19 protein-coding genes are annotated in these 21,587 nt (G+C 71.6%); 10 read left to right on the top strand and 9 right to left on the bottom strand.

The window, feature by feature from the left end:
• Positions 1-116 precede the first annotated feature (116 nt).
• The gene (locus tag ABT053_RS29020; RefSeq protein ID WP_350973096.1) at positions 117-572 is read right to left on the bottom strand and encodes a metallopeptidase family protein; all 456 of its coding nucleotides are present in this window, start codon (positions 570-572) and stop codon (positions 117-119) included.
• Between the two features lie 456 nt (positions 573-1,028).
• On the opposite strand from ABT053_RS29020, the gene ABT053_RS29015 reads away from it, so the two are divergent.
• The 5 genes from ABT053_RS29015 (at position 1,029) to ABT053_RS28995 (ending at position 5,075) form a co-directional block, all read left to right on the top strand.
• A complete protein-coding gene (locus ABT053_RS29015; RefSeq protein WP_329090499.1) occupies positions 1,029-1,397 on the top strand; it encodes a DUF3499 domain-containing protein in 369 nt (122 codons plus the stop codon).
• Positions 1,398-1,445: 48 nt separating this feature from the next.
• Positions 1,446-2,801 carry a phosphomannomutase/phosphoglucomutase gene (locus tag ABT053_RS29010; protein WP_350973095.1) on the top strand — a complete coding sequence of 452 codons (1,356 nt, stop codon included), beginning with the start codon at positions 1,446-1,448 and terminating at the stop codon, positions 2,799-2,801.
• A 4-nt stretch (positions 2,802-2,805) separates the two neighbouring features.
• Positions 2,806-2,979 carry a Trm112 family protein gene (locus tag ABT053_RS29005; protein WP_012888128.1) on the top strand — a complete coding sequence of 58 codons (174 nt, stop codon included), beginning with the start codon at positions 2,806-2,808 and terminating at the stop codon, positions 2,977-2,979.
• Positions 2,976-4,082: an SIS domain-containing protein gene (locus tag ABT053_RS29000; RefSeq protein ID WP_350973094.1), complete on the top strand. Its 1,107-nt coding sequence runs from the start codon at positions 2,976-2,978 to the stop codon at positions 4,080-4,082. The genes ABT053_RS29005 and ABT053_RS29000 overlap by 4 nt, the downstream gene beginning before the upstream one ends.
• 63 nt (positions 4,083-4,145) lie before the next feature.
• The gene (locus tag ABT053_RS28995) at positions 4,146-5,075 is read left to right on the top strand and encodes a cation diffusion facilitator family transporter (RefSeq protein ID WP_350973092.1); all 930 of its coding nucleotides are present in this window, start codon (positions 4,146-4,148) and stop codon (positions 5,073-5,075) included.
• A gap of 330 nt (positions 5,076-5,405) precedes the next feature.
• Here ABT053_RS28995 and ABT053_RS28990 read toward each other — a convergent pair whose 3' ends face one another.
• Positions 5,406-5,747: a MerR family transcriptional regulator gene (locus ABT053_RS28990; RefSeq protein ID WP_350973090.1), complete on the bottom strand. Its 342-nt coding sequence runs from the start codon at positions 5,745-5,747 to the stop codon at positions 5,406-5,408.
• Positions 5,748-5,968: 221 nt separating this feature from the next.
• Here ABT053_RS28990 and ahcY point away from each other — a divergent pair, with 221 nt between their 5' ends.
• Complete coding sequence (gene ahcY, locus ABT053_RS28985; RefSeq protein ID WP_350973088.1) at positions 5,969-7,396, top strand: adenosylhomocysteinase; 1,428 nt, start codon at positions 5,969-5,971, stop codon at positions 7,394-7,396.
• Positions 7,397-7,678: 282 nt separating this feature from the next.
• Positions 7,679-8,920 (top strand): adenosylhomocysteinase, encoded by a 1,242-nt coding sequence (locus ABT053_RS28980; RefSeq protein ID WP_350973087.1) that lies wholly within the window; start codon positions 7,679-7,681, stop codon positions 8,918-8,920.
• Between the two features lie 18 nt (positions 8,921-8,938).
• On the opposite strand, the gene ABT053_RS28975 is transcribed toward ABT053_RS28980, so the two are convergent.
• Positions 8,939-9,568: a DUF305 domain-containing protein gene (locus ABT053_RS28975; RefSeq protein WP_350973085.1), complete on the bottom strand. Its 630-nt coding sequence runs from the start codon at positions 9,566-9,568 to the stop codon at positions 8,939-8,941.
• 182 nt (positions 9,569-9,750) lie between these two features.
• Here ABT053_RS28975 and ABT053_RS28970 point away from each other — a divergent pair, with 182 nt between their 5' ends.
• Positions 9,751-11,169 carry an LVIVD repeat-containing protein gene (locus ABT053_RS28970; protein ID WP_350973084.1) on the top strand — a complete coding sequence of 473 codons (1,419 nt, stop codon included), beginning with the start codon at positions 9,751-9,753 and terminating at the stop codon, positions 11,167-11,169.
• A gap of 284 nt (positions 11,170-11,453) precedes the next feature.
• Positions 11,454-12,851 carry an LVIVD repeat-containing protein gene (locus ABT053_RS28965; protein ID WP_350973082.1) on the top strand — a complete coding sequence of 466 codons (1,398 nt, stop codon included), beginning with the start codon at positions 11,454-11,456 and terminating at the stop codon, positions 12,849-12,851.
• Positions 12,852-13,069: 218 nt separating this feature from the next.
• On the opposite strand, the gene ABT053_RS28960 is transcribed toward ABT053_RS28965, so the two are convergent.
• Positions 13,070-14,359 carry an RDD family protein gene (locus ABT053_RS28960; RefSeq protein ID WP_350973081.1) on the bottom strand — a complete coding sequence of 430 codons (1,290 nt, stop codon included), beginning with the start codon at positions 14,357-14,359 and terminating at the stop codon, positions 13,070-13,072.
• A gap of 37 nt (positions 14,360-14,396) precedes the next feature.
• Here ABT053_RS28960 and ABT053_RS28955 point away from each other — a divergent pair, with 37 nt between their 5' ends.
• The gene (locus ABT053_RS28955; protein ID WP_350973079.1) at positions 14,397-15,392 is read left to right on the top strand and encodes a stage II sporulation protein M; all 996 of its coding nucleotides are present in this window, start codon (positions 14,397-14,399) and stop codon (positions 15,390-15,392) included.
• A gap of 233 nt (positions 15,393-15,625) precedes the next feature.
• On the opposite strand, the gene ABT053_RS28950 is transcribed toward ABT053_RS28955, so the two are convergent.
• The 5 genes from ABT053_RS28950 to ABT053_RS28930 form a co-directional block, all read right to left on the bottom strand.
• The gene (locus ABT053_RS28950) at positions 15,626-17,026 is read right to left on the bottom strand and encodes a DUF58 domain-containing protein (protein WP_350973078.1); all 1,401 of its coding nucleotides are present in this window, start codon (positions 17,024-17,026) and stop codon (positions 15,626-15,628) included.
• A gap of 2 nt (positions 17,027-17,028) precedes the next feature.
• A complete protein-coding gene (locus ABT053_RS28945; protein ID WP_350973191.1) occupies positions 17,029-18,000 on the bottom strand; it encodes an AAA family ATPase in 972 nt (323 codons plus the stop codon).
• 71 nt (positions 18,001-18,071) lie between these two features.
• Positions 18,072-19,319, bottom strand: a complete 1,248-nt coding sequence (locus tag ABT053_RS28940; protein WP_350973076.1) for a DUF4350 domain-containing protein — start codon at positions 19,317-19,319, stop codon at positions 18,072-18,074.
• Positions 19,316-19,957, bottom strand: a complete 642-nt coding sequence (locus ABT053_RS28935) for a DUF4129 domain-containing protein (RefSeq protein ID WP_350973075.1) — start codon at positions 19,955-19,957, stop codon at positions 19,316-19,318. Before ABT053_RS28935 ends, ABT053_RS28940 begins: the two co-directional genes overlap by 4 nt.
• Positions 19,942-21,297, bottom strand: a complete 1,356-nt coding sequence (locus ABT053_RS28930) for a DUF7847 domain-containing protein (protein ID WP_350973073.1) — start codon at positions 21,295-21,297, stop codon at positions 19,942-19,944. The genes ABT053_RS28935 and ABT053_RS28930 overlap by 16 nt, the downstream gene beginning before the upstream one ends.
• Positions 21,298-21,587 lie beyond the last annotated feature (290 nt).

Here is a 21,587-nt window from a genome sequence, read left to right as displayed (position 1 = left end):
CCTGAGAGCTTGGGGGACGGCTGGAACGTCGGGTCGCCCTCGATGCCCGGCGGGTCAGGCGTGGTCCCGCCACGGGACGTGGCGGGGGCGGTCGTGGCCGCCCTGCGAGGCGTGGGTCAGTCGTGGTCGTCGAAACCGGGGTCGACCGACTCGGGGGAGAGGCCGAACAGGCCCGCGACCTGCTCCACCACCGCCTCGTGGACCATCGCGCCCAGGTGGTCGCGGTCGCGTGCCCTGCTCTCCAGGGGGCGGCGGTAGATGATCACGACGGCCGGGCGGGTCCCCGCGGCGGGCTCCGCGCGCCCGAACGGGATGGGCTCGCCGGTCAGCAGCCCGGGGCCGTCGCCCAGCTCGCTGATCGGCGGGACCTCCTCGACCGCGAACTCCACGGCCGACAGCTGCTTGGCCCATCGGGGCTTGAGCCGGTCGACGGCGTCGAGGACGAGATCGTCGAACCGCTCGCTGCGGGCCTTGGCGATCGGCACGTGCGAGGGCGCCAGCGGGCCGCGCAGGCCGCGACCGTGCCTGTCGCGCCTGCGGGGAGAACGGGGTCTGCCGGGTGCCGGGCTCACGGCCCCAGCTTAGACGTGACCCGGACGGGGGCGGGAGGTGCCGTAGGCCGGAGCGCGGGCGGCGCCGGGGGCGGGAGACGGCGGGGCCCGGACGGGAGGAGGTGCCGTGACGGTGGGGGCGTGGGTGGGGGGAGGTGCTGTGACGGGAACGCGGCCGGGCGGGAGCCGTGACAGCGGGTGCGTGAGTGGCGGGAGGTACCACCGGGAGGACGACGGCGATGCGCGGGTGGGGGAGGCGCGGACGAGTGGGACCCCTGACGGCGGGAACGCGGCCGAGCGGGAGTCGTGACGGCGGGTGCGTGGGTGGGGGGGAGGTGCCGCCGGGGGACGTGCGGACAGGGGGTGTAAGCCGTACAGGCGGGTGGAAGCCGGGACACGTGTCCGAATTGTGGCGACACGCTCGTTAAGAGCGCTCAGATAGTGGCGCCCCGGACGCTTACCGGATACGGTCCCACCGTGAGCCCCGTCCGCCGCTGTTCCCGCACCGCGTGCAGTCAGCCTGCCGTTTTCACGCTCACGTACGTCTACGCCGATTCGACCGCTGTTCTCGGGCCCTTGGCGACGTACGCCGAGCCGCACTGCTACGACCTGTGTGCCGAGCACGCCGAGCGGCTCACCGCCCCCAGAGGCTGGGAGGTGGTGCGCCTGCCGACCGACGGTGCCCCGCCGAGCACCGACGACCTGGAGGCCCTCGCCAACGCGGTCCGCGAGGCGGCCAGACCCGCGCCGAGCGGTGGCACCGAGCCGGTCGGCCAGGGGGTCGAGGTCGGCCGCCGAGGTCATCTGCGAGTGCTGCGCTCCGCTCAGCCCCAGCGCGACCGCTGACCCTACTAGGCTGGGGGTCACGAACACGACGCAAAGGGTGGAGCTGGAGTGGGCGACCTCGCCAAGATCTTCAAGGCGTACGACGTCCGTGGTGTCGTGCCGGACGAGTTCGACGAGGAGACCGCCGAGGCGGTCGGCGCGGCCTTCGTCGAGGTGACCGGGGCCGAGACCGCCGTCGTGGCGTACGACATGCGCGAGTCGTCGGTGCCGCTGGCCGCGGCCTTCACCCGGGGGGCGACCTCGCGGGGGGCCGACGTGATCAACGCGGGCCTGGGCTCCACGGACCTGCTCTACTACGCGAGCGGCAGCCTCGGCCTGCCCGGCGTGATGTTCACCGCCAGCCACAATCCGGCCCGCTACAACGGCATGAAGATGTGCAGGGCGGGTGCCGTGCCGATCGGCGGCGCCACCGGGCTCGTCGAGATCCGCGACCGGGCCGCCGCGATCCTGGCCTCGGGCGGCCTCGGCGGCGAGGGCGGCGGGACGGTCTCCGAGCGCGACCTGCTGCGCGGCTACGCCGACCACCTGCGCACCCTGGTCGACCTGTCCGGCATCCGGCCGCTGCGGGTCGTGGTCGACGCGGGCAACGGGATGGGCGGCCACACGGTCCCGACGGTGTTCGAGGGGCTGCCGGTCGAGCTGACCGCCCTCTACTTCGAGCTCGACGGCACCTTCCCCAACCACGAGGCCAACCCCATCGAGCCCGACAACCTGCGCGACCTGCAGAAGGCCGTGCTCGACGTGGGCGCCGACATCGGCCTCGCCTTCGACGGCGACGCCGACCGCTGCTGGGTGGTCGACGAGCGCGGCGAGTCCGTCTCCCCGTCCACGATCACCGCCCTGGTCGCGGTCCGCGAGCTGGGCAGGCACCCCGGGGCCGCGATCATCCACAACCTGATCACCTCCAGGGGCGTCCCGGAGATCGTCGCCGAGCACGGCGGCCGTCCGGTCCGCACCCGCGTGGGCCACTCGTTCATCAAGGCCGAGATGGCCGCGACCGGCGCGGTCTTCGGCGGCGAGCACTCCGCTCACTACTACTTCAAGGACTTCTGGTTCGCCGACTCCGGCATGCTGGCCGCGCTGCACGTGCTGGCCGCGCTGGGGGAGCAGGAGAAGCCGCTTTCGGACATTCTTCTCGAATACACTCGTTACGCAGCCTCCGGGGAGATCAACAGCACGGTCGCCGACCAGAGCGCGGCGACGGAGCGGGTCCGGGAGGTCTTCGCGGCCCGCGACGACGTCACCTTCGACGAGCTGGACGGCCTCACCGTCTCCGGTCCCGGATGGTGGTTCAACCTTCGTCCGTCCAACACAGAGCCGCTGCTCAGGCTGAACGCCGAGGCGGCCGACGAGATTCAGATGGCAGCGATCAGGGACGAGGTCCTTGCTGTCGTGAGGAGCTGAACGAGTGAAGATCGACGACTGGCTGCTGGAGATCCTGGCCTGTCCCAACTGCAAGTCCCCCCTGCGAGCCGAGCCCGAGGTGGACGAGCTGTCCTGCACCTCCGCCTCGTGCGGCCTGGTCTACCCGGTCCGGGACGACATCCCGGTCCTGCTTGTCGACGAGGCCCGGAAGTCGTGAACTGGGAGCCAGATCGGCTCGACGACCAGAAACGGCTGACCGAGGGCGACCCGGCGGGCATGCTGCGGGCGGTGGCCGACTCGGCCGCGCAGGTCCGCACCTCCCGCAGGGCCGCCCTGGAGGCGGGCCTGTCCTCGCTCGCCGGAGACGGCCGGCCCCGGGCGATCGTGGTGGCCGGCGTGGGCGGTTCGGGCATCGCCGGTGACATCCTCAACGTGGTGTGCGGCCACGGCGCCCCGCTGCCGATCGTGACCGTCAGGTCCCACCGGCTGCCCGGCTGGGTCGGCGCGACCGACCTGGTGATCGCGGTGTCGCGCTCCGGCCGGACCGAGGAGACGCTCGCGGTGGCCGCCGAGGCGGTCCGCCGGGGCTGCCGCCTGCTCGCTGTCGGCGGGCCCGACTCGCCGCTCCACGCGATCGCCAGGCAGGCGGGAGCGTCGTTCGTGCCCGTCGGGGGCGGAGGGCAGGCGCGCGCCGCGGTCTGGGCGCTGTCGGTCCCGCTGGTCGTCGCCGCCGCCGAGCTCGGGCTGGTCGAGGCCGGCGAGGCGGTGTTCGAGGAGGTGGCCAAGCGTCTTGAGGACCTCGCCCACCGCTGCCGCCCGGCGAGCGAGTCGTTCATCAACCCGGGCAAGACGCTCGCCATGGAGCTCGCCGAGACCGTGCCGATGATCTGGGGCTCCTCCCCGCTGGCGGCCGTCGCGGCCCGCCGGTGGGCAGGACAGCTCAACACGAACGGCAAGTATCCGGCGATGTGGGGTGAGCTCCCCGAGGCCGGTCACGATCAGGTGGCCGCCCTCGACGGCCCGCTCGCCCAGCGCGACATCTTCGCCGACGAGAGCGGCAGGTCCCTCCGGCTGTTCGTGCTGCGCGACGTGGAGGAGCACCCCCGGGTCGTACGGCAGCGGGAGGTGTCGGTGCGGATCGCGCAGGATCGCGGCGTCCCGGTCACGCAGCTCGCCGCGGAGGGGGCGCACCCGCTGGAGCGGCTCGCCACGCTGATCGCGCTCGGGGATTTCGCGAGTACGTACCTCGCTCTCGGGTACGGGGTCGACCCGGCCACTGTGTCGGCGATCACAGAACTCAAGGCAAGGGTTTCGCAATAGGATCCTTGTCTCGTCTTTCCTGAACGAACAAGCTTTTCCCCAACGAGCTGAGCGGAGGCTGCCGTGAGCGCGGGCGGCGGTACTAAGGCAATCATCGCGGCGTTGGCGGCCAACCTGGCGATCGCCGTGGCCAAATTCGTGGCGTTTCTCTTCACGGGTTCGTCATCGATGATCGCCGAGTCGGTCCACTCGGTGGCCGACTCGGGCAACCAGGCGCTGCTGCTCCTGGGCGGCAAGCGCGCGCAGCGGGCGCGCACGCCCCAGCACCCCTTCGGGTACGGCCGGGAGCGCTACTTCTACGCGTTCGTGGTGGCGGTGGTGCTGTTCACCATCGGCGCGGTGTTCTCGCTCTACGAGGGCTGGCACAAGATCTCCGCTCCGGAGCCGCTCACGTCCCCCCAGTGGGCCTTCGGCGTGCTGATCTTCGCGATCGTCGCCGAGTCGTTCTCGTTCCGGACGGCGATCATCGAGTCCAACCACGTCCGGGGCAACCAGTCGTGGGTGCAGTTCATCCGCCGCTCCAAGTCGCCCGAGCTGCCGGTCATCGTCCTTGAGGACCTGGGCGCGCTGCTCGGCCTGATCTTCGCGCTCTTCGGCGTGACCATGGCCGTGGTAACCGGCAACCCCGTCTGGGACGGCATCGGCACGATCATGATCGGTGTCCTGCTCGCGGTGATCGCGGTCGTCCTGGCGATCGAGACCAAGTCGCTGCTGATCGGCGAGGGCGCGGGGCCCGAGGTCGAGACCCGCATCACGGACGCCCTGGAGAGCGCGCCCGAGGTGAGCCGGGTGATCCACATGCGCACGCTCCACCTGGGTCCCGAGGAGATCCTGGTCGCCGCCAAGATCGCGGTGGACCACGACGACACGGCCGCCGACGTGGCCCGCGGCATCGACGAGGCCGAGCAGCGCATCCGCGCGGCCGTCCCGGAGGCCCGCGTCATCTACCTGGAGCCCGACCTCGACAGGAGCAGCGTCAACGGCTCCGTCTGACCCCGCTTCCTGACCCCGCTTCCTGACCCCGCTTCGCCGTTCGCCCGCGCCTCGCGGCGCGGATCCCGGCGCGGATCCCGGCTCGGACGAAGGACCCCGGCGCACGCCGCCGGGGTCCTTCGTCTTCCCGGACGACGGGGTGGAACGGGGTGGCCGGGGGTTTCCCGGATGACGAGGTGATCGGGAGGCTTCCCGGATGACGGGGTGGGTCGGGAGATCTCCCGGACCTCGGGGTGATCAGGAGGTCTCACGGACCGCAGGGTGACCGGGAGAGGCGGGACGCGAGGTCCGCGAAGCGGGCATCGCCCCCGGGCACACGGCCCCCGGGCGTCAGCCCTGGGTGCGGCGCTGGAGCAGGCGCAGTGCCTTCTCCTTCTCGAAGTCCAGTGCCCTACGGGGGGCCTGCAGGCGGCCGATCCGCAGCCCCAGGTCCCGTACGGCCTGGGCGACCGCGGGTTCGCTCAGCGTCCGCAGGGCGAAGGCGAGCTCGGCGGGGGAGATGTCGAACCGCTTCTCCAGCTCGACGCTCTGGGCGACGGCCGAGAGCTCGTCGGGGCCGAACCGCCGGTGCGCGCCCTGGTTCCTGACCGGGGGGAGCAGCCCGAGCGCCTCGCGGTAGCGAAGCATCCGGGGGGACATGCCCAGCTTTCCGGCGGCCTCGGTGATTCGCATCGGTGACCTCTTTCCAGCGGTTTTGCGGGAAACCTTACATTCTTGTGTCAGGTTACCCGTTCAAAGGGTGCGCGGAGGCGTTCCGGGCGCCTAAACTCGCATGCGTCGACTGTTCCGATGGAACGGCGAGCCCGGCCTTGGAGCGAGGCCCGATCGCGGGACGAGCGCGACGGGCGAGGGTGTGAGGCGAACGCCGCCATCAACCAGAGGGGTAACCACACATGGACTTCAAGGTCGCCGACCTTTCTCTTGCGGCCTTCGGGCGCAGGGAGATCCAGCTCGCCGAGCACGAGATGCCGGGCCTGATGGCCGTCCGCAAGGAGTACGCCGCGGCCCAGCCGCTGGCCGGCGCGAAGATCATGGGCTCGCTGCACATGACCATCCAGACCGCCGTGCTCATCGAGACCCTCGTCGCGCTCGGCGCGGAGGTCCGCTGGGTGAGCTGCAACATCTTCTCCACCCAGGACCACGCCGCCGCCGCCGTGGTCGTCGGCCCCGAGGGCACGACGGAGAACCCCCAGGGTGTCCCGGTCTTCGCCTGGAAGGGCGAGACCCTGGAGGAGTACTGGTGGTGCACCGAGCAGGCCCTGACGTGGCCCGGTGCCGACGGTCCCAACATGATCCTCGACGACGGCGGCGACGCCACCATGCTCGTCCACAAGGGCAGCGAGTACGAGAAGGCCGGCGCCGTTCCCAGCACCGGTGAGAACGACCCCGAGGAGTGGGGCGTCGTCCTCGACCTGCTCCGCCGCACGGTCTCCGACGAGGGCCGCTGGACCAAGGTCGCCTCGAACATCAAGGGCGTCACCGAGGAGACCACCACCGGCGTGCACCGCCTGTACGAGATGTTCAAGACCGGCACCCTGCTCTTCCCGGCGATCAACGTCAACGACTCGGTGACCAAGTCCAAGTTCGACAACAAGTACGGCTGCCGCCACTCGGTGATCGACGGCCTCAACCGCGCCACCGACGTGCTGATCGGCGGCAAGGTGGCGCTCGTCGCCGGGTACGGCGACGTCGGCAAGGGCTGCGCCGAGGCGCTCAAGGGCCAGGGCGCCCGCGTCATCGTCACCGAGATCGACCCGATCTGCGCGCTGCAGGCCGCCATGGACGGCTTCCAGGTCACCACCCTGGACGAGGTCGTCGGCCTCGTCGACATCTTCGTCACGACGACCGGCAACTTCGACATCATCACGGCCGACCACATGGCCCGGATGAAGCACAACGCGATCGTGTCCAACATCGGTCACTTCGACAACGAGATCGACATGAGCGGCCTGGCTCGGATCCCGGGCATCGAGAAGACCGAGGTCAAGCCGCAGGTCCACACCTGGCGCTTCCCCGACGGCAAGCAGATCATCGTGCTCGCCGAGGGCCGCCTGATGAACCTGGGCTGCGCCACCGGCCACCCCTCGTTCGTCATGTCCAACTCCTTCACCAACCAGGTGATCGCGCAGATCGAGCTGTTCACCAAGACCGACGAGTACCCGATCGGCGTCTACGTGCTGCCCAAGCACCTGGACGAGAAGGTCGCCCGCCTCCACCTCGACGCCCTGGGTGTGAAGCTCACCACGCTCACCAAGGCCCAGGCCGAGTACATCGGTGTCGCCGTCGAGGGCCCCTACAAGTCCGACCACTACCGTTACTGACATTCGCGGTCGAGGTTCCAACGGCCCCCGCGGCTTCGCGGGGGCCTTCGGGCCATCCGGGCTCGGAACGGTCCGGGGTTCCGGAGCCCGGGAGCCAAGGAAGTTCCCGGGTTCCGGCGGCTCCAGGATCCCGCCGGGCCGAGGGTCCGGTGATCCGGGGCTCGGAACGGTCCGGGCTTCCGGTGGTTCGGGGTTATGGTCATCCGGAACCCGGGCGGATCCGGAGTTCCGGCGTTCCGGGGGTTCGGTAGTCCAAGGGTTTTCGGCAATCTGGGGAGAGACGTGGACAGCGCTCTGGTGGCCGCGGGTGAGCTAAGGATCGGGTGGGCGGCGCGGGCGATGCCGGTGCTCACCGCCCTCGGTGAGCGGTTCGCCGCCGAGCGGCCCTTCGAGGGGCTGCGGATCGCCGCGTGCCTGCACGTCACCGCCGAGACCGCCGTCCTCATGGGCACCCTCAAGGCGGGCGGGGCCGAGATCGCCCTGGCCGCGTCGAACCCCCTGTCGACCCAGGACGACGTCGCCGAGGCGCTCCGTGACTACGGCGTCGTCGTGCACGCGCAGGCCGGGGTGACGATGGACGCCTACTACCACCACATCCACCAGGCGCTCGACATCGTCCCGGACATCGTCCTCGACGACGGCTGCGACCTCGTCAACATCCTGCACACGGAGCGGACCGAGCTGCTGGAGACGGTCTCCGGCGGATGCGAGGAGACCACCACCGGGATCATCAGGCTCCGCCAGATGGCCACGGAGAAGGCCCTCAGGTTCCCCGTGGTGGCGGTCAACGACACGCGGACCAAGCGGATGTTCGACAACCGCTACGGCACCGGCCAGTCGACCATGGACGGGATCATGCGCGCCACGAACACCCTGCTCGCGGGCAAGACCGTGGTGGTCGCCGGATTCGGCTACTGCGGCCGGGGCGTCGCCGAGCGGGCGAGGGGCCTGGGGGCGCGGGTCGTGGTGACCGAGATCGACCCCGTCAAGGCGCTGGACGCCTCGCTGCAGGGCTACGACGTACGGTCGATGGCGGCGGCCGCCCGCGCCGGGGACGTGTTCGTCACGGTCACCGGCAACCGCGACGTGATCAGGGGCGAGCACCTGGCGGAGATGAAGGACGGCGCGATCCTGGCCAACGCCGGGCACTTCGACGTCGAGATCGACGTCCGCGCCCTGGACGACCTGGCGCACGCCGTCCATCGGGGGGTGCGCCCCAACACCGACGAGTACGTCCTCGCCGACGGCCGCCGGCTCCTGCTGCTCGCCGAGGGCCGCCTGGTGAACCTGACCGCCGCCGAGGGGCATCCGGCCGCCGTGATGGACATGTCCTTCTCCGCGCAGGTGCTCTCGGTGGCGTGGCTGGTCCGCGAGCGGGCGCGGCTGGAGCCGGGGGTCTACGACGTGCCGGGGGAGGTCGACGTGGAGGTGGCGCGGCTCAAGCTGGCCGCGGCCGGGATCGAGACGGACGAGCTCACCTCCGAGCAGGAGGAGTATCTCCACTCGTGGCGGCTCGGCTCGTAGCCACGCCCTTCGCCGTCGTCAGAGCTCGGCCTGTATCTCCTGCATCCTGCGGATCTCGGCGCTCTGTCCGGCCGAGACGTCGTTGGCCAGCTCCTCGATCCGGATGTGCGAGCCGGAGGTCAGGACCTGCTCGGACATCTTGAGCGCGCCCTGGTGGTGCGCGGTCATGAGCTGGATGAAGAGCCGGTCGAACTCCCTGCCCGAGGCGGCCTTGAGCGCCTCCATCTGCTCGGGCGAGGCCATGCCGGGCATGCTGTCGTGCTCGGCGTGGTGCTCGGGGGCCTTCAGGCCCTGCTGCTGGAGCCAGGAGATCATGAACTGGATCTCCGGCCCCTGCGAGTCCTTGATGCGCGAGGCGAGGCTCTTCAGCCTGACGTGCTGCCCCCGGGTCGGGGCCAGGGAGGCCATGTCGAGGGCCTGTCGGTGGTGGACGACCATCTTCTGGACGTACGTCACGTCGGCCGCGTTGGGGGTGGGCGTGGGCACGAGCGTGGCGGCCTCGCTCGGGCCGACGGTCCTGGCGACCTCACCCGGCCTGCCGGGGACGATGATCGGCGCCGACGCCTGGGCGGACGGGACCGGCTCGGGCTCCGAGCTGCACGCGCTGAGGGACAGGGCGGCGATCACGACGATGAGCGCGACGCGCACCCGGCCTCCTTCGTGAATGTCCAGTGACGAAAGACCGTAACCCCTCCTGGGTAGGCCCGTAAAGACCACACACCGGCAACAGTTGCTGACACTGTGACGGCTTGCCGGATGGCCGCGCAGCGTGAACCATTTAAGCATTTATGCACCTTTTATTTGGGTGTATGTGTCAAGGAGGTTCACGAGTGTCCACCCCCCTCAGGAAGGGCCTGACCGGCCGCTTCCTGTTCGTGGCCGGGGTTGCCGTCGCGACGGCGCTGTCCGCGTTCCCCGCGCAGGCCGCCGATATCCCGGCTCCCGGTGAGATCGCCAAGAGCGCGAACATCGAGCATGTCCTGAACGTGCCCAAGCCCGCCGCGCTGACGGACATCAACACCGACATGGCGTTCCAGGACGACTACGCCTATGTCGGCAACTACACCGGCTTCTCGATCTACGACATCAAGAGGCCCAGCAGGACCTCGCTGGTCAGCTCGGTGGTCTGCCCCGGCGGTCAGATGGACGTGTCGGTCTACGGCAACCTTCTCTTCGGCGCGGTCGACTCCTCGCGCAACAACGACTCCTGCAGCAGCGTCGGCCAGTCCGCCAGCGTCAAGGAGTCGTGGGAGGGCGTCCGGATCTTCGACATCAAGGACAAGAAGAACCCCAAGTACATCAAGGCCGTCGAGACCAACTGCGGCTCGCACACGCTGACGGTCGTCCCGGGCAAGGGGAGGGACCGCAAGAGCGTCTTCCTGTACGTCTCCTCCTACAGCCCGAACGCGTCGTTCCCCGACTGCCAGCCGCCGCACGACAAGATCTCGATCATCAAGGTGCCGCTGAGCGACCCGGCGTCCGCCTCGGTCGTCGCCACGCCGGTCCTGTTCCCCGACGGCGGCAACCCGGGTGAGAGCCTGCCCTACCCCGAGCGCACCTCGGCCACGAGCGGCTGCCACGACATCACCGCCTACCCGGAGAAGAACATCGCCGCCGGAGCCTGCATGGGCGAGGGCGTCCTGTTCGACATTTCCAACCCGGCCGAGCCGAAGGTCACCGCCACCGTCCGCGACGACCAGAACTTCGCGTTCTGGCACTCGGCGACGTTCAGCAACAACGGCAACAAGGTGATCTTCACCGACGAGCTCGGCGGCGGCACCTCGGCCACCTGCAACGAGGCGATCGGCCCGAACCGCGGCGCCAACGCCTACTACGACATCGAGGACGGCCAGCTCACCTTCAAGAGCTACTTCAAGATCGCCCGTCACCAGGCCGACACCGAGAACTGCGTCGCGCACAACGGCTCGCTCATCCCGGTCAAGAACAAGGACATCATGGTCCAGGCCTGGTACCAGGGCGGCATCTCGGTCGTCGACTTCACCGACTCCAGCAACCCGCAGGAGATCGCGTTCTTCGAGCGCGGCCCCGACAGCACCGCCCCCGCGCTCAGCGGCGGCTTCTGGTCCGCGTACTACTACAACGGCCACATCTACGGCAGCGACTTCAACCTCGGCCTCGACGTCCTGAAGATCAACGACAGTCGTATGGGCAGGGCCGAGAAGGTCAAGTTCGACATCCTGAACGCGCAGACCCAGGAGTTCTACCGTGGTCGTGGTCACGACAACTGATCTCTGACGGCGGTAACGGCCCTCGACCTCTGACGACGGCCGCGACCACCACCCGACGACGGCCACCGGGCGCCCGACAGGCGCCCGGTGGCCGTCGCACGTACGGGGGCCGTTAGGCCCGAAACGATCACAAAGGGGCATGGATCGTAAACTTTTTTCGGACCTCAGTAAAGAGTTCACCACATATTTTATTGTGACAAAGTCATGATGCGTCGATCCGGCTGTCAGGAGGGGCGATTTGCTAATTTATGCATGCCTTATGTCCGCTCCAAGGAGGCACCCGAGTGTTCGCTCCCCGAAGGACCGTTCGGGCGTTGGTAGTGGCGGCGACGGCCGCCGCGATGCTGATGTCCACGGTTTCGGCCCAGGCCGCCGACATTCCTCCGCCCGGTGAGATCGTCACCAGCCCCAACGTGACGCACGTGGGCACCCTGCCCAAGCTCCCCGGCCTCGAGGCCACCACCAACAGCGACATCGCCTTCCAGGGTGACTACGCCTACGTGGGCAACTACGGCGGTTTCTCGATCTACGACATCAGGAACCCGAGGCGTGCCAAGCTCGTCAGCGGCGTGCTGTGCCCCGGCTCGCAGATGGACGTGTCCGTCTACGAGAACCTGCTGTTCGCCGCGGTCGACAACTCCCGCAACGACGACTCCTGCAGCAGCGTCGCCCAGCCCGCCACCGTCAAGGAGTCGTGGGAAGGGGTTCGGATCTTCGACATCAGCGACAAGAAGAACCCCAAGTACATCAAGTCGGTCGAGACCGACTGCGGCTCGCACACGCTGACACTCGTTCCCGGCAAGGGCAGGGACCGGCGCAACGTCTACCTGTACGCCTCCTCCTACAACCCGAACGCCACGTTCCCGGACTGCCAGCCGCCGCACGACAAGATCTCGGTCATCAAGGTGCCGCTGCGCACCCCGACCGCCGCGGCCGTGGTCAAGACGCCGGTCGTCTTCCCCGACGGCGGCAACGAGACGCAGCCGGGCCTGCTGCTGCCGACCAGCGGCTGCCACGACATCACCGTCTACGCGGAGAAGGACATCGCGGCCGGGGCCTGCATGGGTGACGGCGTCCTGTTCGACATCTCCGACCGGGAGAACCCGGTGATCACCGCGCGGACGACCGACCCGAACTTCGCCTTCTGGCACTCGGCGACGTTCAGCAACAACGGCAAGAAGGTCATCTTCACCGACGAGCTCGGCGGCGGCGGCCAGGCCACCTGCAACGAGGCCACCGGCCCGAACCGCGGCGCCAACGCCTACTACGACATCGTCCGCGGCAAGCTGGTCTTCAAGGGCTACTTCAAGATCACTCGCTACCAGGCCGACACCGAGAACTGCGTCGCGCACAACGGCTCGCTGATCCCGGTCAAGGGCAAGGACATCATGGTCCAGGCCTGGTACCAGGGCGGTGTCTCCTTCGTGGACTTCACCGACTCCAGCAAGCCGAAGGAGATCGGCTTCTTCGAGCGCGGTCCCGAGCCCGACGGCGGAGGCGGCGGCATCTGGTCCGCGTACTACTACAACGGCTACGTCTACGCCAGCGACTTCCGCAGGGGCCTGGACGTCCTCAAGATCGAAGACCGTCGCACCGACCCGGCCAAGGGCGTCCGCCTGGACCGGCTGAACGTGCAGACCCAGGCCTCCTACGACGACCGCGGCCACGGTCACGGTCACTGACGCGTGGTCGCCCGCGAGGGCGAGCGGCGCCGATGAGAGACCCGTGGCGGTTTCACGGGTCTCGTGATCCACAGGATCAACAGGTTTCATGAGGAGAGGGACGGCGGATCCTCCGCCGTCCCTCTTCGCGTTCCCGCCGCGTCCCCACCGACGTGCCCGTACGGGCACCGACCGCACCGGTGAGGGGTGGGAGGGGACGGGCGGTGTCAGGCGGGCGGTCAGGCGGGGGGGACGAATCCGCCGGGTGTGGGACCGGCCTCCCGCGTGAGGGGCCCGGTCGCGGGCGACGGGGGCGCCGAGGGCGGCGGGGACACCGGGGACACCGGGGACGCGGGCTCCGCCGGGGGAGGGAGCGGGATCCGCGGCTGCGGCGCCGGATGCGCGGGCCGGGCGTGGGACCCGGGCACCGTCCCGGGAGGCGCGTACGGCCCCTCTCCGGCCCTCGGGGGCGGGTACGAGGCGTACGGCCCCTCCCCGGCGCCCTGGGGCGCGTACGGCCCGGTCTCCGGGGGCGCGTACGAAGGGGGCGCGTACGACGGGGGCGGCACGGACGGATAGGGCCGAGGCGACGCCGGGTGAGCCTGGTGGGGCGGGGGCACGACGTGGCCGGGCCATCCCTGGCCGGTCTGCTGTCCACCGGACCACTGCTCGCCAGGCCATCCCTGGCCGGTCTGCTGCCCGCCGGGCCATCCTTGGCCGTTCGGCTGTCCACCGGGCCATCCCTGGCCGGGCCGCTGCTCGCCGGAGCGCTGCCGGTCGTGCCACTGCTGGGCGAGGCGCGCCTGCTCGCGGCGGCGGCGCTCGGCCAGCACGGCGGTCAGGTAGGCGAACGGCGGCACGCCGGGCGGGGCGGGCGGGGACACGAAGGCCGACATCTCGGTGGCGATGCGCACGCCCATCTCGTGCTGGACGGCGGGGGCCAGGTCGTGCCAGCGCATGAGGTACTGCCTCGCGGTGGCCGCGACCTGCTCGGGCAGCCGTGACAGCTCCAGCGTCGCCGCCCACGACGCGAGCATCGGCGGCATGTCCAGCGGCGGCCCGTACTGGCGCGGGGCACGTTCGGAGATCACGATGGTGCCGGAGAAGAGGTCGCCGAGCCGCTTGCCCTTCTCCGAGATCAGCGAGCTGATCAGCGCGGGGGCGCCGCTGAGCATCCAGAATTCCAGGACCCCCGCCAGCCCCCGGAACAGGGCCTGCCGGAACCGCTCGGGGCCGCCGTCGTCGCTGACGACCCGGAGCCCCAGCGCGAGCTTGCCCAGGCTGCGCCCGCGCGAGAGCGTCTCGAAGGCCACCGGGTAGCCGACGATCACGAGCACGGTGAGCACGATGTAGACCATCGTGGTCAGCGCCGGATCGTTCAGGAATCCCAGGCTGCCGACCAGCAGGGAGGCGCCGAGCAGCGTCACGACCTGGACCGTCATGTCGATCAGCAGCGCCGCGGCCCTGCTCGGGAGCTGGGCGACACGGACCTCGACGACGACGGCCTCGCCGGTTACGACATCGGACACAATCAGCACCCTACCTTCGACTGGATAGGCTGCCCGCGTGGACATCGACGCCTTCGTCACCGCGCACCGGCCCGCCTGGGACCGCCTGGAGAACCTGGTCCGGCGGCGCGGCTCGCTGGACGGCGCCGAGGTCGACGAGCTGGTCGACCTCTACCAGCGGGTCGCCACGCACCTGTCCCTCGTCCGCTCCGCCTCCGCCGACCCGATCCTGGTGGGCCGCCTGTCGGCGCTCGTCGCCCGCGCCCGCTCCGCCGTGACCGGGGCGCACACCCCGGCCTGGCGGGAGTTCGTCCGCTTCTTCACGGTCTCCTTCCCGGTGGTCGCCTACCGGGCCCGCTGGTGGTGGCTGGCCACGAGCGTCGCGTTCCTGCTGGTCGCCACGGTCGTCGCCGTCTGGGTGGGGGAGAACCCCGGGGTCCAGGCGGCGATCGCCACCCCCGAGGAGATCACCCAGCTCGTCGAACACGACTTCGCCGACTACTACTCGGAGAACCCCGCGACCTCCTTCGCCGGACAGGTCTGGGTCAACAACGCCTGGCTCTCGATGCAGGTCATCATCATGTCGGTCCTGCTCGGCCTGCCGATCCCGTACGTCCTGTGGGAGAACGCGCTCAACGTGGCCGTCTCCGCCGGGCTGATGGCCTCGCGCGGCAAGCTCGACATCTTCTTCGGGCTGATCACCCCGCACGGCCTGCTGGAGCTGACCGCGGTGTTCCTCGCCGCGGCCGTCGGCATGCGCCTCGGCTGGACGGTCGTCGACCCCGGCCCGCGCAGGCGTGCCGAGGCCATCGCCGAGCAGGGCAGGGCCGTGATGAGCGTGGCCCTCGGCCTGATCGTGGTGCTGCTCGTCTCGGGGCTCATCGAGGGCCTGGTCACCCCCTCGGGGCTGCCCACCTGGGCGCGGATCGGCATCGGGGTGTTCGCGGAGGCCGCCTTCCTCGCCTACGTGATCTTCTTCGGCCGCCGGGCCGTGGCCGCGGGCGAGAGCGGCGACGTGGAACGCGCCCCCGACCTGGCCCCCAGCGCGGGCTGAGCCCCGGCCTGGCCTCCAGTGCGGGCTGAGCCCGGCCTGGCCTCCAGTGCGGGCTGAGCCCCGATCCGGCCTCCGGTAAGGGCCTGAGTCCCGGCCTGGTCCCCGGCGCGGGCTGAGCACCCCGGTTCCGACCGGATCCCGGCCCGGCTCCGGCCTGAGCGGCCGGACCCCCGAGAGCCCCCGGAAGAGCCCGGGAGAACCGGTGAGGACCAGGGAGAGCCGGGGAGACGGTGTCAGAGCCGGCCGGCCGCCTTCAGTGCGAGGTAGGCGTCGGCCAGGGCCGGGGCGATCTGCTCGGGGGCGGTGTCCACGACCTCCACGCCCTGGCGGCGCAGCAGGGCGGTGATCCTGCGCCGTCCCGCGCTCAGCTGCTCGGCCGCCGCCGCGCCGTAGACCAGCTCGGAGGTGCCGCGCCCGGCGGCCATCTCCGCCACCTGCGGGTCGGAGACGGCGGCCAGGAGCACCAGATGCCGCGAGGAGAGGCGGGGCAGGACCGGCAGCAGGCCCTCCTCCAGCGCCGCCGGGTTGAGGTCGGTCAGCACGACGACCAGACAGCGCCGCCTGGCCCGCGACATGACGGCCGCGACCATCCCTGCGGAGTCGGCCTCGACCAGCTCCGCCTCGATCGGGGCCATCGTGTTGACCAGCGACGACAGCAGCTCCGTACGGCCGGTGCCGGACACCCAGGCGCGTACCCCGCGGTCGTGGGCCATGAAGTCGACCCGGTCGCCCGCGCGGGAGGCCAGGGCGGCCAGCAGCAGCGCCGCGTCCATCGACCAGTCGAGGCGGGGCCAGCCGGGCACGACCCGCGACCCCGCGCCCCCGCCGGTCCCACCGGTCCCGCTGCCTCCGCCGCCCCCGCCGTTCCTCGGCACCTCTCCCGCCAGCGGGATCGGCGCGGTGCCCACCCGCCCGGCCGAGGTGCGGCCGGTGTCGAGCACGATCAGCACCCGGCGGTCGCGCTCGGGCCGCCAGGTGCGGACCACGACGTCGTCGCGGCGCGCGGTGGCCCGCCAGTCGATCGAACGGACGTCGTCGCCGACCACGTACTCCCGCAGCGAGTCGAACTCGGTGCCCTGCCCCCGGATCATCGACGGGTGCCTGCCCTCCAGCTCCCTGAGCCTGGACAGCTTGGCGGGCAGGTGCTTGCGGCTGAGGAAGGGCGGCAGCACCCGGACCGACCAGGGCACCCGGTGCGAGCCCTGGCGGGCCGCCACGCCCAGCGGGCCCAGCGACCGTACGGTCACCGTGACCGCCTCGCGGTCGCCCCTGCGGGTGGGGGTGAGCGTCGTGACCAGCCGCCTGCGCTCGCCCGGGGGCACGTCCAGCGGCAGGTGCCGGGGCGTGGCGCCCGCGGACGGCGGCCAGGCGTCCCTGAGCACGCCGCGCGCCCGGCGGGTGCCGGGGTTCTCCACGATCAGCTCGACCGTGACCGACTCGCCGAGCCGTACCAGCCGCTCGCCCGAGCGGGTGAAGCGCAGCGGGCGCACGCTCCCGGCCAGCAGCAGGTCGGCCACGACCAGTGCCACGATCAGCAGCGTCACCCCGGCCACGGCGAGCCCCGGCCGGGGGGCGAACAGCACGGCCAGGGTGCCCAGCAGTGCCAGCAGCGCGGCCCGTCCCGTCAGCGCCATGGTCAGCGGGGGACGGGGACGGAGGCGAGGATGGCGTCGATGAGGCCGTCGGCGGTCGCGCCCTCCAGCTCGGCCTCGGGACGTATCTGGATCCGGTGCCGCATCGCGGGCCTGGCCAGCGCCTTGACGTCGTCGGGCGTCACGTAGCCGCGGCCGGACAGCCACGCCCAGGCCCGCGCCCCGGCCAGCAGCGCGGTGGCGCCGCGCGGGGAGACGCCGAGCTGGAGCGAGGGCGACTGGCGGGTGGCCCTGGCGATGTCCACGATGTAGCCGAGCACCTCGGGCCCCACGTGCACCTGGCCGACCGCCGCGCGTCCCGCGGCGAGGTCGGCGGCGGTGGCCACGGCCTTGACGTACGACAGGTCGCGCGGGTCGAAGCCGAGCGCGTGCCGCTCCAGCACCGCGATCTCCTGGTCGCGGGGCGGCAGCGGGACGGTCAGCTTGAGCAGGAACCGGTCGAGCTGCGCCTCGGGCAGCTGGTAGGTGCCCTCGTACTCGACGGGGTTCTGGGTGGCGGCCACGATGAACGGGTCGGGCAGCCCGCGCGCCGACCCCTCCACGCTGACCTGGCGCTCCTCCATCGCCTCCAGCAGCGCGGCCTGCGTCTTCGGCGGCGTGCGGTTGATCTCGTCGGCGAGCAGGAGGTTGGTGAAGACCGGCCCCTCGCGGAACTCGAACTCCGACGTCTTCGCGTCGTAGATCAGCGAGCCGGTGATGTCGCCCGGCATGAGGTCGGGGGTGAACTGCACCCGCTTGAAATCGAGCGAGAGCGCCGCCGCCAGCGTCCTGACGAGCAGGGTCTTGGCGACGCCGGGCACGCCTTCGAGCAGCACGTGGCCCCGGCAGAGCAGCGCGATCACCAGCCCGGTGACCACGGCGTCCTGGCCGACGACCGCCTTGGAGACCTCGGCGCGCAGGGCTCCCAGCGCCTCCCTGGCGCGGTCCGCGCCCTGCGCGGCGGGTACGGCGGGCACGGCGGGTGCGCCGGGCGCGGTCCTGACGACGGAGGTCGCCTCGGCGGGACCGCCGTTCCCCGGTGGTGTGGTCACGACTTTCCGACCTGCCTTTCCACGATGTCCATGTATTCGGCCAGGGCTACCAGCCCCGCCTCGTCGACCGGCGGCGGTCCGTACAGGGCGGCGCCCACGTGCGACGCCGCCTGGCCGGTCCGCTCGGCGATCGCGTTCACCAGCGCGTCGGGACCCGTCCCCGAGGGCAGCCCGAGACGGGGGGTGACCCGGTCGGTGAAGCCCGCCCGCAGGGCCGCGGCGGCCCGGTCGCGGGCCCGTCGCGCCCGGTAGAGCCTGGCACGTCCCTCGACGGTCTCGGCCGCCCGCACGACGACGGGCAGCCGCTCGGCCACCACGGGGCCGAGCCTGCGGCCCCGCCAGAGTGCCAGCAGCAGCACCGCGACGAGCACCTGCGCCAGGGCCCATTTGATCCCCTCGGGGACCAGGGCGTAGAGACTCGTCTTGCCGCCGCCCGCCGGGGCCGCGCTCTCGGGGGGCGTCAGCCAGATCAGGGTGGGCCGCCCACCGGCGAGGTTCTCCGCCAGCGCGGCGTTGCCGTCCTCGGCGAGCCGCAGGTTGGTCATGAACTGCCCGTCGCCCGTGACGGTGACCGTCCGGCCCGCGCCGCTGAAGGAGACCAGGGTGGGCACCCCGCCGGCGGGGTAGCAGCCGATCGACCCCGGGGGCGCGGTGAGGGCCACGCCACCGGCGTAGGCGCTGCCCGCCCTCTCCGCGGCGGGCAGCCCGCACCGGGGCTCGCGGGAACGCGCCCGCGCCTCCCGCCTCGGGGCGATTCCCGGCGCGAGCAGGTCCAGATGGGGCCGTACGCCCACCACCAGCAGGTCCGAGGGGAGGGCGGCGAGCCGCTTCGCCTCGTCGTCGTCGAGCGGGAAGGTGCCGCCCAGCAGCACGGTGCTGCCCGCGGGACCCGCCCGCCCGGCCAGTGTCCCGGCCTCGGCGACCGAGGTGACCCGCTCGACCCGCACGCCGCGCGCCCGCAGCAGCGTGGCCAGGCCCTTGCCTCCCGACAGCGAGGCGTCGTCGGGGTCGAGGGACCTTCCCGGCCCGCCGGAGCCGCCGAGCAGCACGCCCGTGACGGCGACGCCGACCACGAGGAGCGCCACCAGCAGGACGCCCCTGCCGCCGCGCCAGAGGCCACCGGCGGTCGGCGAGGTGGAGGAGGTGGAGGTCGTCGCGGCGGTCCGCGCCGCGGCCTCGGAAGCGGTCCCGGATTCGGCTTCGGAGGAGGGCGGTTCCAGCCGTCCGGGCGCGGCCGGGGTCATGGCGCGTCCGCCCGTGCGGCGGGCGCGGGCCTGGCCGCGCGCAGGTGGTCGTCGAGGTCGCGCATGATCCCGTACGCCTCGGGCGTGCCGGGCACCTCGCCGTAGGTCACGTCGTCGAACACCCGGGCCGCCGAGGCCAGCTCGTCGGCGAGCGCGGGCAGCGCGCGGCCGGCCTCGGCGGCGAGCTCACCGGCGGTGCGGCCGGGCGTGTAGTCGATGATCACGCGGTCCTCCAGGTCGCGGGCGACGGCCCGGAGCCGTTCGCGGACCGCCTCGGCCCACCGGCTCTCCGCCGCGAGCCGCTCGGCGGCCTCGCGGTGCTCGGCGGCGGTGAGGCGGCGGTCCCCGAAGATCCCCTTCGCGCGGGAGGCGCCGCCCCTGGCGGTCCTGCGGGCGATCAGGAGCAGCCAGACGACGATCGCGATCACGATCGCGAGGAGGACCGCCCGCGCGGCCACGCTTCCGGCGGCGCCCAGGGACTCCTGGTCGAGCAGGTCGCCGATGAACTGGTTGACGTTCCGCCAGAGGCGGTCGACCAGGGACTCCCTGGCGTACTCGGATCCGAGCAGCTCCCGGATCGCCTGGCGCCGCGCCTCCTCGCGCTCGACGTCGATCGGGGACGTCAGGAGTGGGACCACGGGGCTCCCTGGCCGGGGGACCCGTACCGCGAGGGGCCCGAGGGAGTGACGGCGGGATCCCACAGGTCGTCGGCCGACGCGTGGACCCAGCCCTGCCGCTGCTGCTCGATCGCCGCGGTCTGGAGCACCAGGTCGAACGCCTCGGAGCGCATCCGCCGATCGGCGTAGAGCAGGCCGTTGACCGTCGCCCGGAGGGGGTAGGCGATCATCGAGCCGAGGGTGACGCCCACGGCGATGAGGATCGCGGAGAGGATCTGCGCGCCGGTGGACCCGCCGCCGAGGAGGGCGAGGAAGCTCGCGCCCAGGACGAAGGGAAAGGCGAGCACCTGGCCGATCAGGAACGCGATGAACTGGGTGAGTATCAGGATGCCGAGCGTCCGCCAGAAGCCGCCGGAGACCAGCTGCCAGGACCTGCGCAGGGAGTCGGCGACGCCGCGCCGCTCCAGCACCGCGGCCGCCGGGGCGAGCGCCAGCCGGGTGGAGACGAAGAAGGCGTAGACCACGAAGGCCACCACCGCCGCCACGCCCGCGACCGCCACCACGGAGGTCCCGGCCCCCGCCGCGCCGAGCGCGAGGAGCAGGCCGACGACCAGGGCCAGCGGGACGAGCAGGGCCACGAGGGTGACGACGACCACCCCGAACAGCGTGGGCACCCGGCTCCGGGTCAGCGTCCAGGCCTCGCCGGCCGTCATCCTGCCGCCGAAGACCGCGCGGCCCAGGATGCGGGTCAGCACGCCGGTCAGCAGCGTCACCGCGATGAGCTCGACCGCGTAGGAGAGCAGGGTGCTGCTCTGCTCGAAGATGATGTTCTGCTGCGAGGGGGCCGCGTTCGGGTTCTCCAGGATCGCGGGGAGGGTGGAGTCGAGCGCGCTCGCCTGACCGATCGCGAGGGGGACCGCGGCCAGCGCGGCGACGATCGCCGACAGGCCCAGCACGCTCTTGGGGTTGGAGCGCATCAGCTTGATCGCGCCGTCGAGGATGTCGCCCAGGCCGAGCGGGCGCAGCGGGATGACGCCGGGACGCATCGCGGGCGGCGGCCCGCCCGCGCCGTAGGGACCCTGCGGGTAGGGGTACGGCTGCTGGTGGGGGCCCTGCTGGTACGGCTGCCGGTGCGGGGCCTGGCCGTGGGGCTGCCCCGGACCGGGCGGAGGACCCTGCGGGAACCCCTGAGTCGGGCCTTGCGGACCTTGCGGACCTTGCGGGCCTTCGGGGGCGCCGGACGCGGGGCCGGGCGCGGTCCACGGCGATCCCGGGGTGTTCCCGTACGGCGGGGGTTGGTTGGGCGCCCACCCAGGGGGCGTACCGGAAGCGCCGGGAGTGGAGCCGTGACCGTCTGACATATCCCAATCCTGACATGTGGACCCGCTCTCCGTGGTGATCGGGCGATCACACGGACGTTTCATCTCCCTCGGAGGGGCGGAGATGCCGGAGGGATGGCCGAGACGCCGTGGTTTACCGCAGACTGTGACCGTGGTCATCACCGCCCGGCGTCCGCAGTCGCCGGGGCCGGCGGCGGCTGTAGGGGGGCACCACTGCGCGTTTCACGTTGCGTGCGCCTAAAATTCGTCATTTGGACGCCCGGTCGTCGACCGGTGTCATCCAGTAGGCGGACAAGGGTAATCTTCGACGA

The organism is Streptosporangium sp. NPDC002524 (assembly GCF_040295985.1).
Lineage (GTDB): Bacteria > Actinomycetota > Actinomycetes > Streptosporangiales > Streptosporangiaceae > Streptosporangium.
This window is presented reverse-complemented; position numbering and strand designations above follow the sequence as displayed.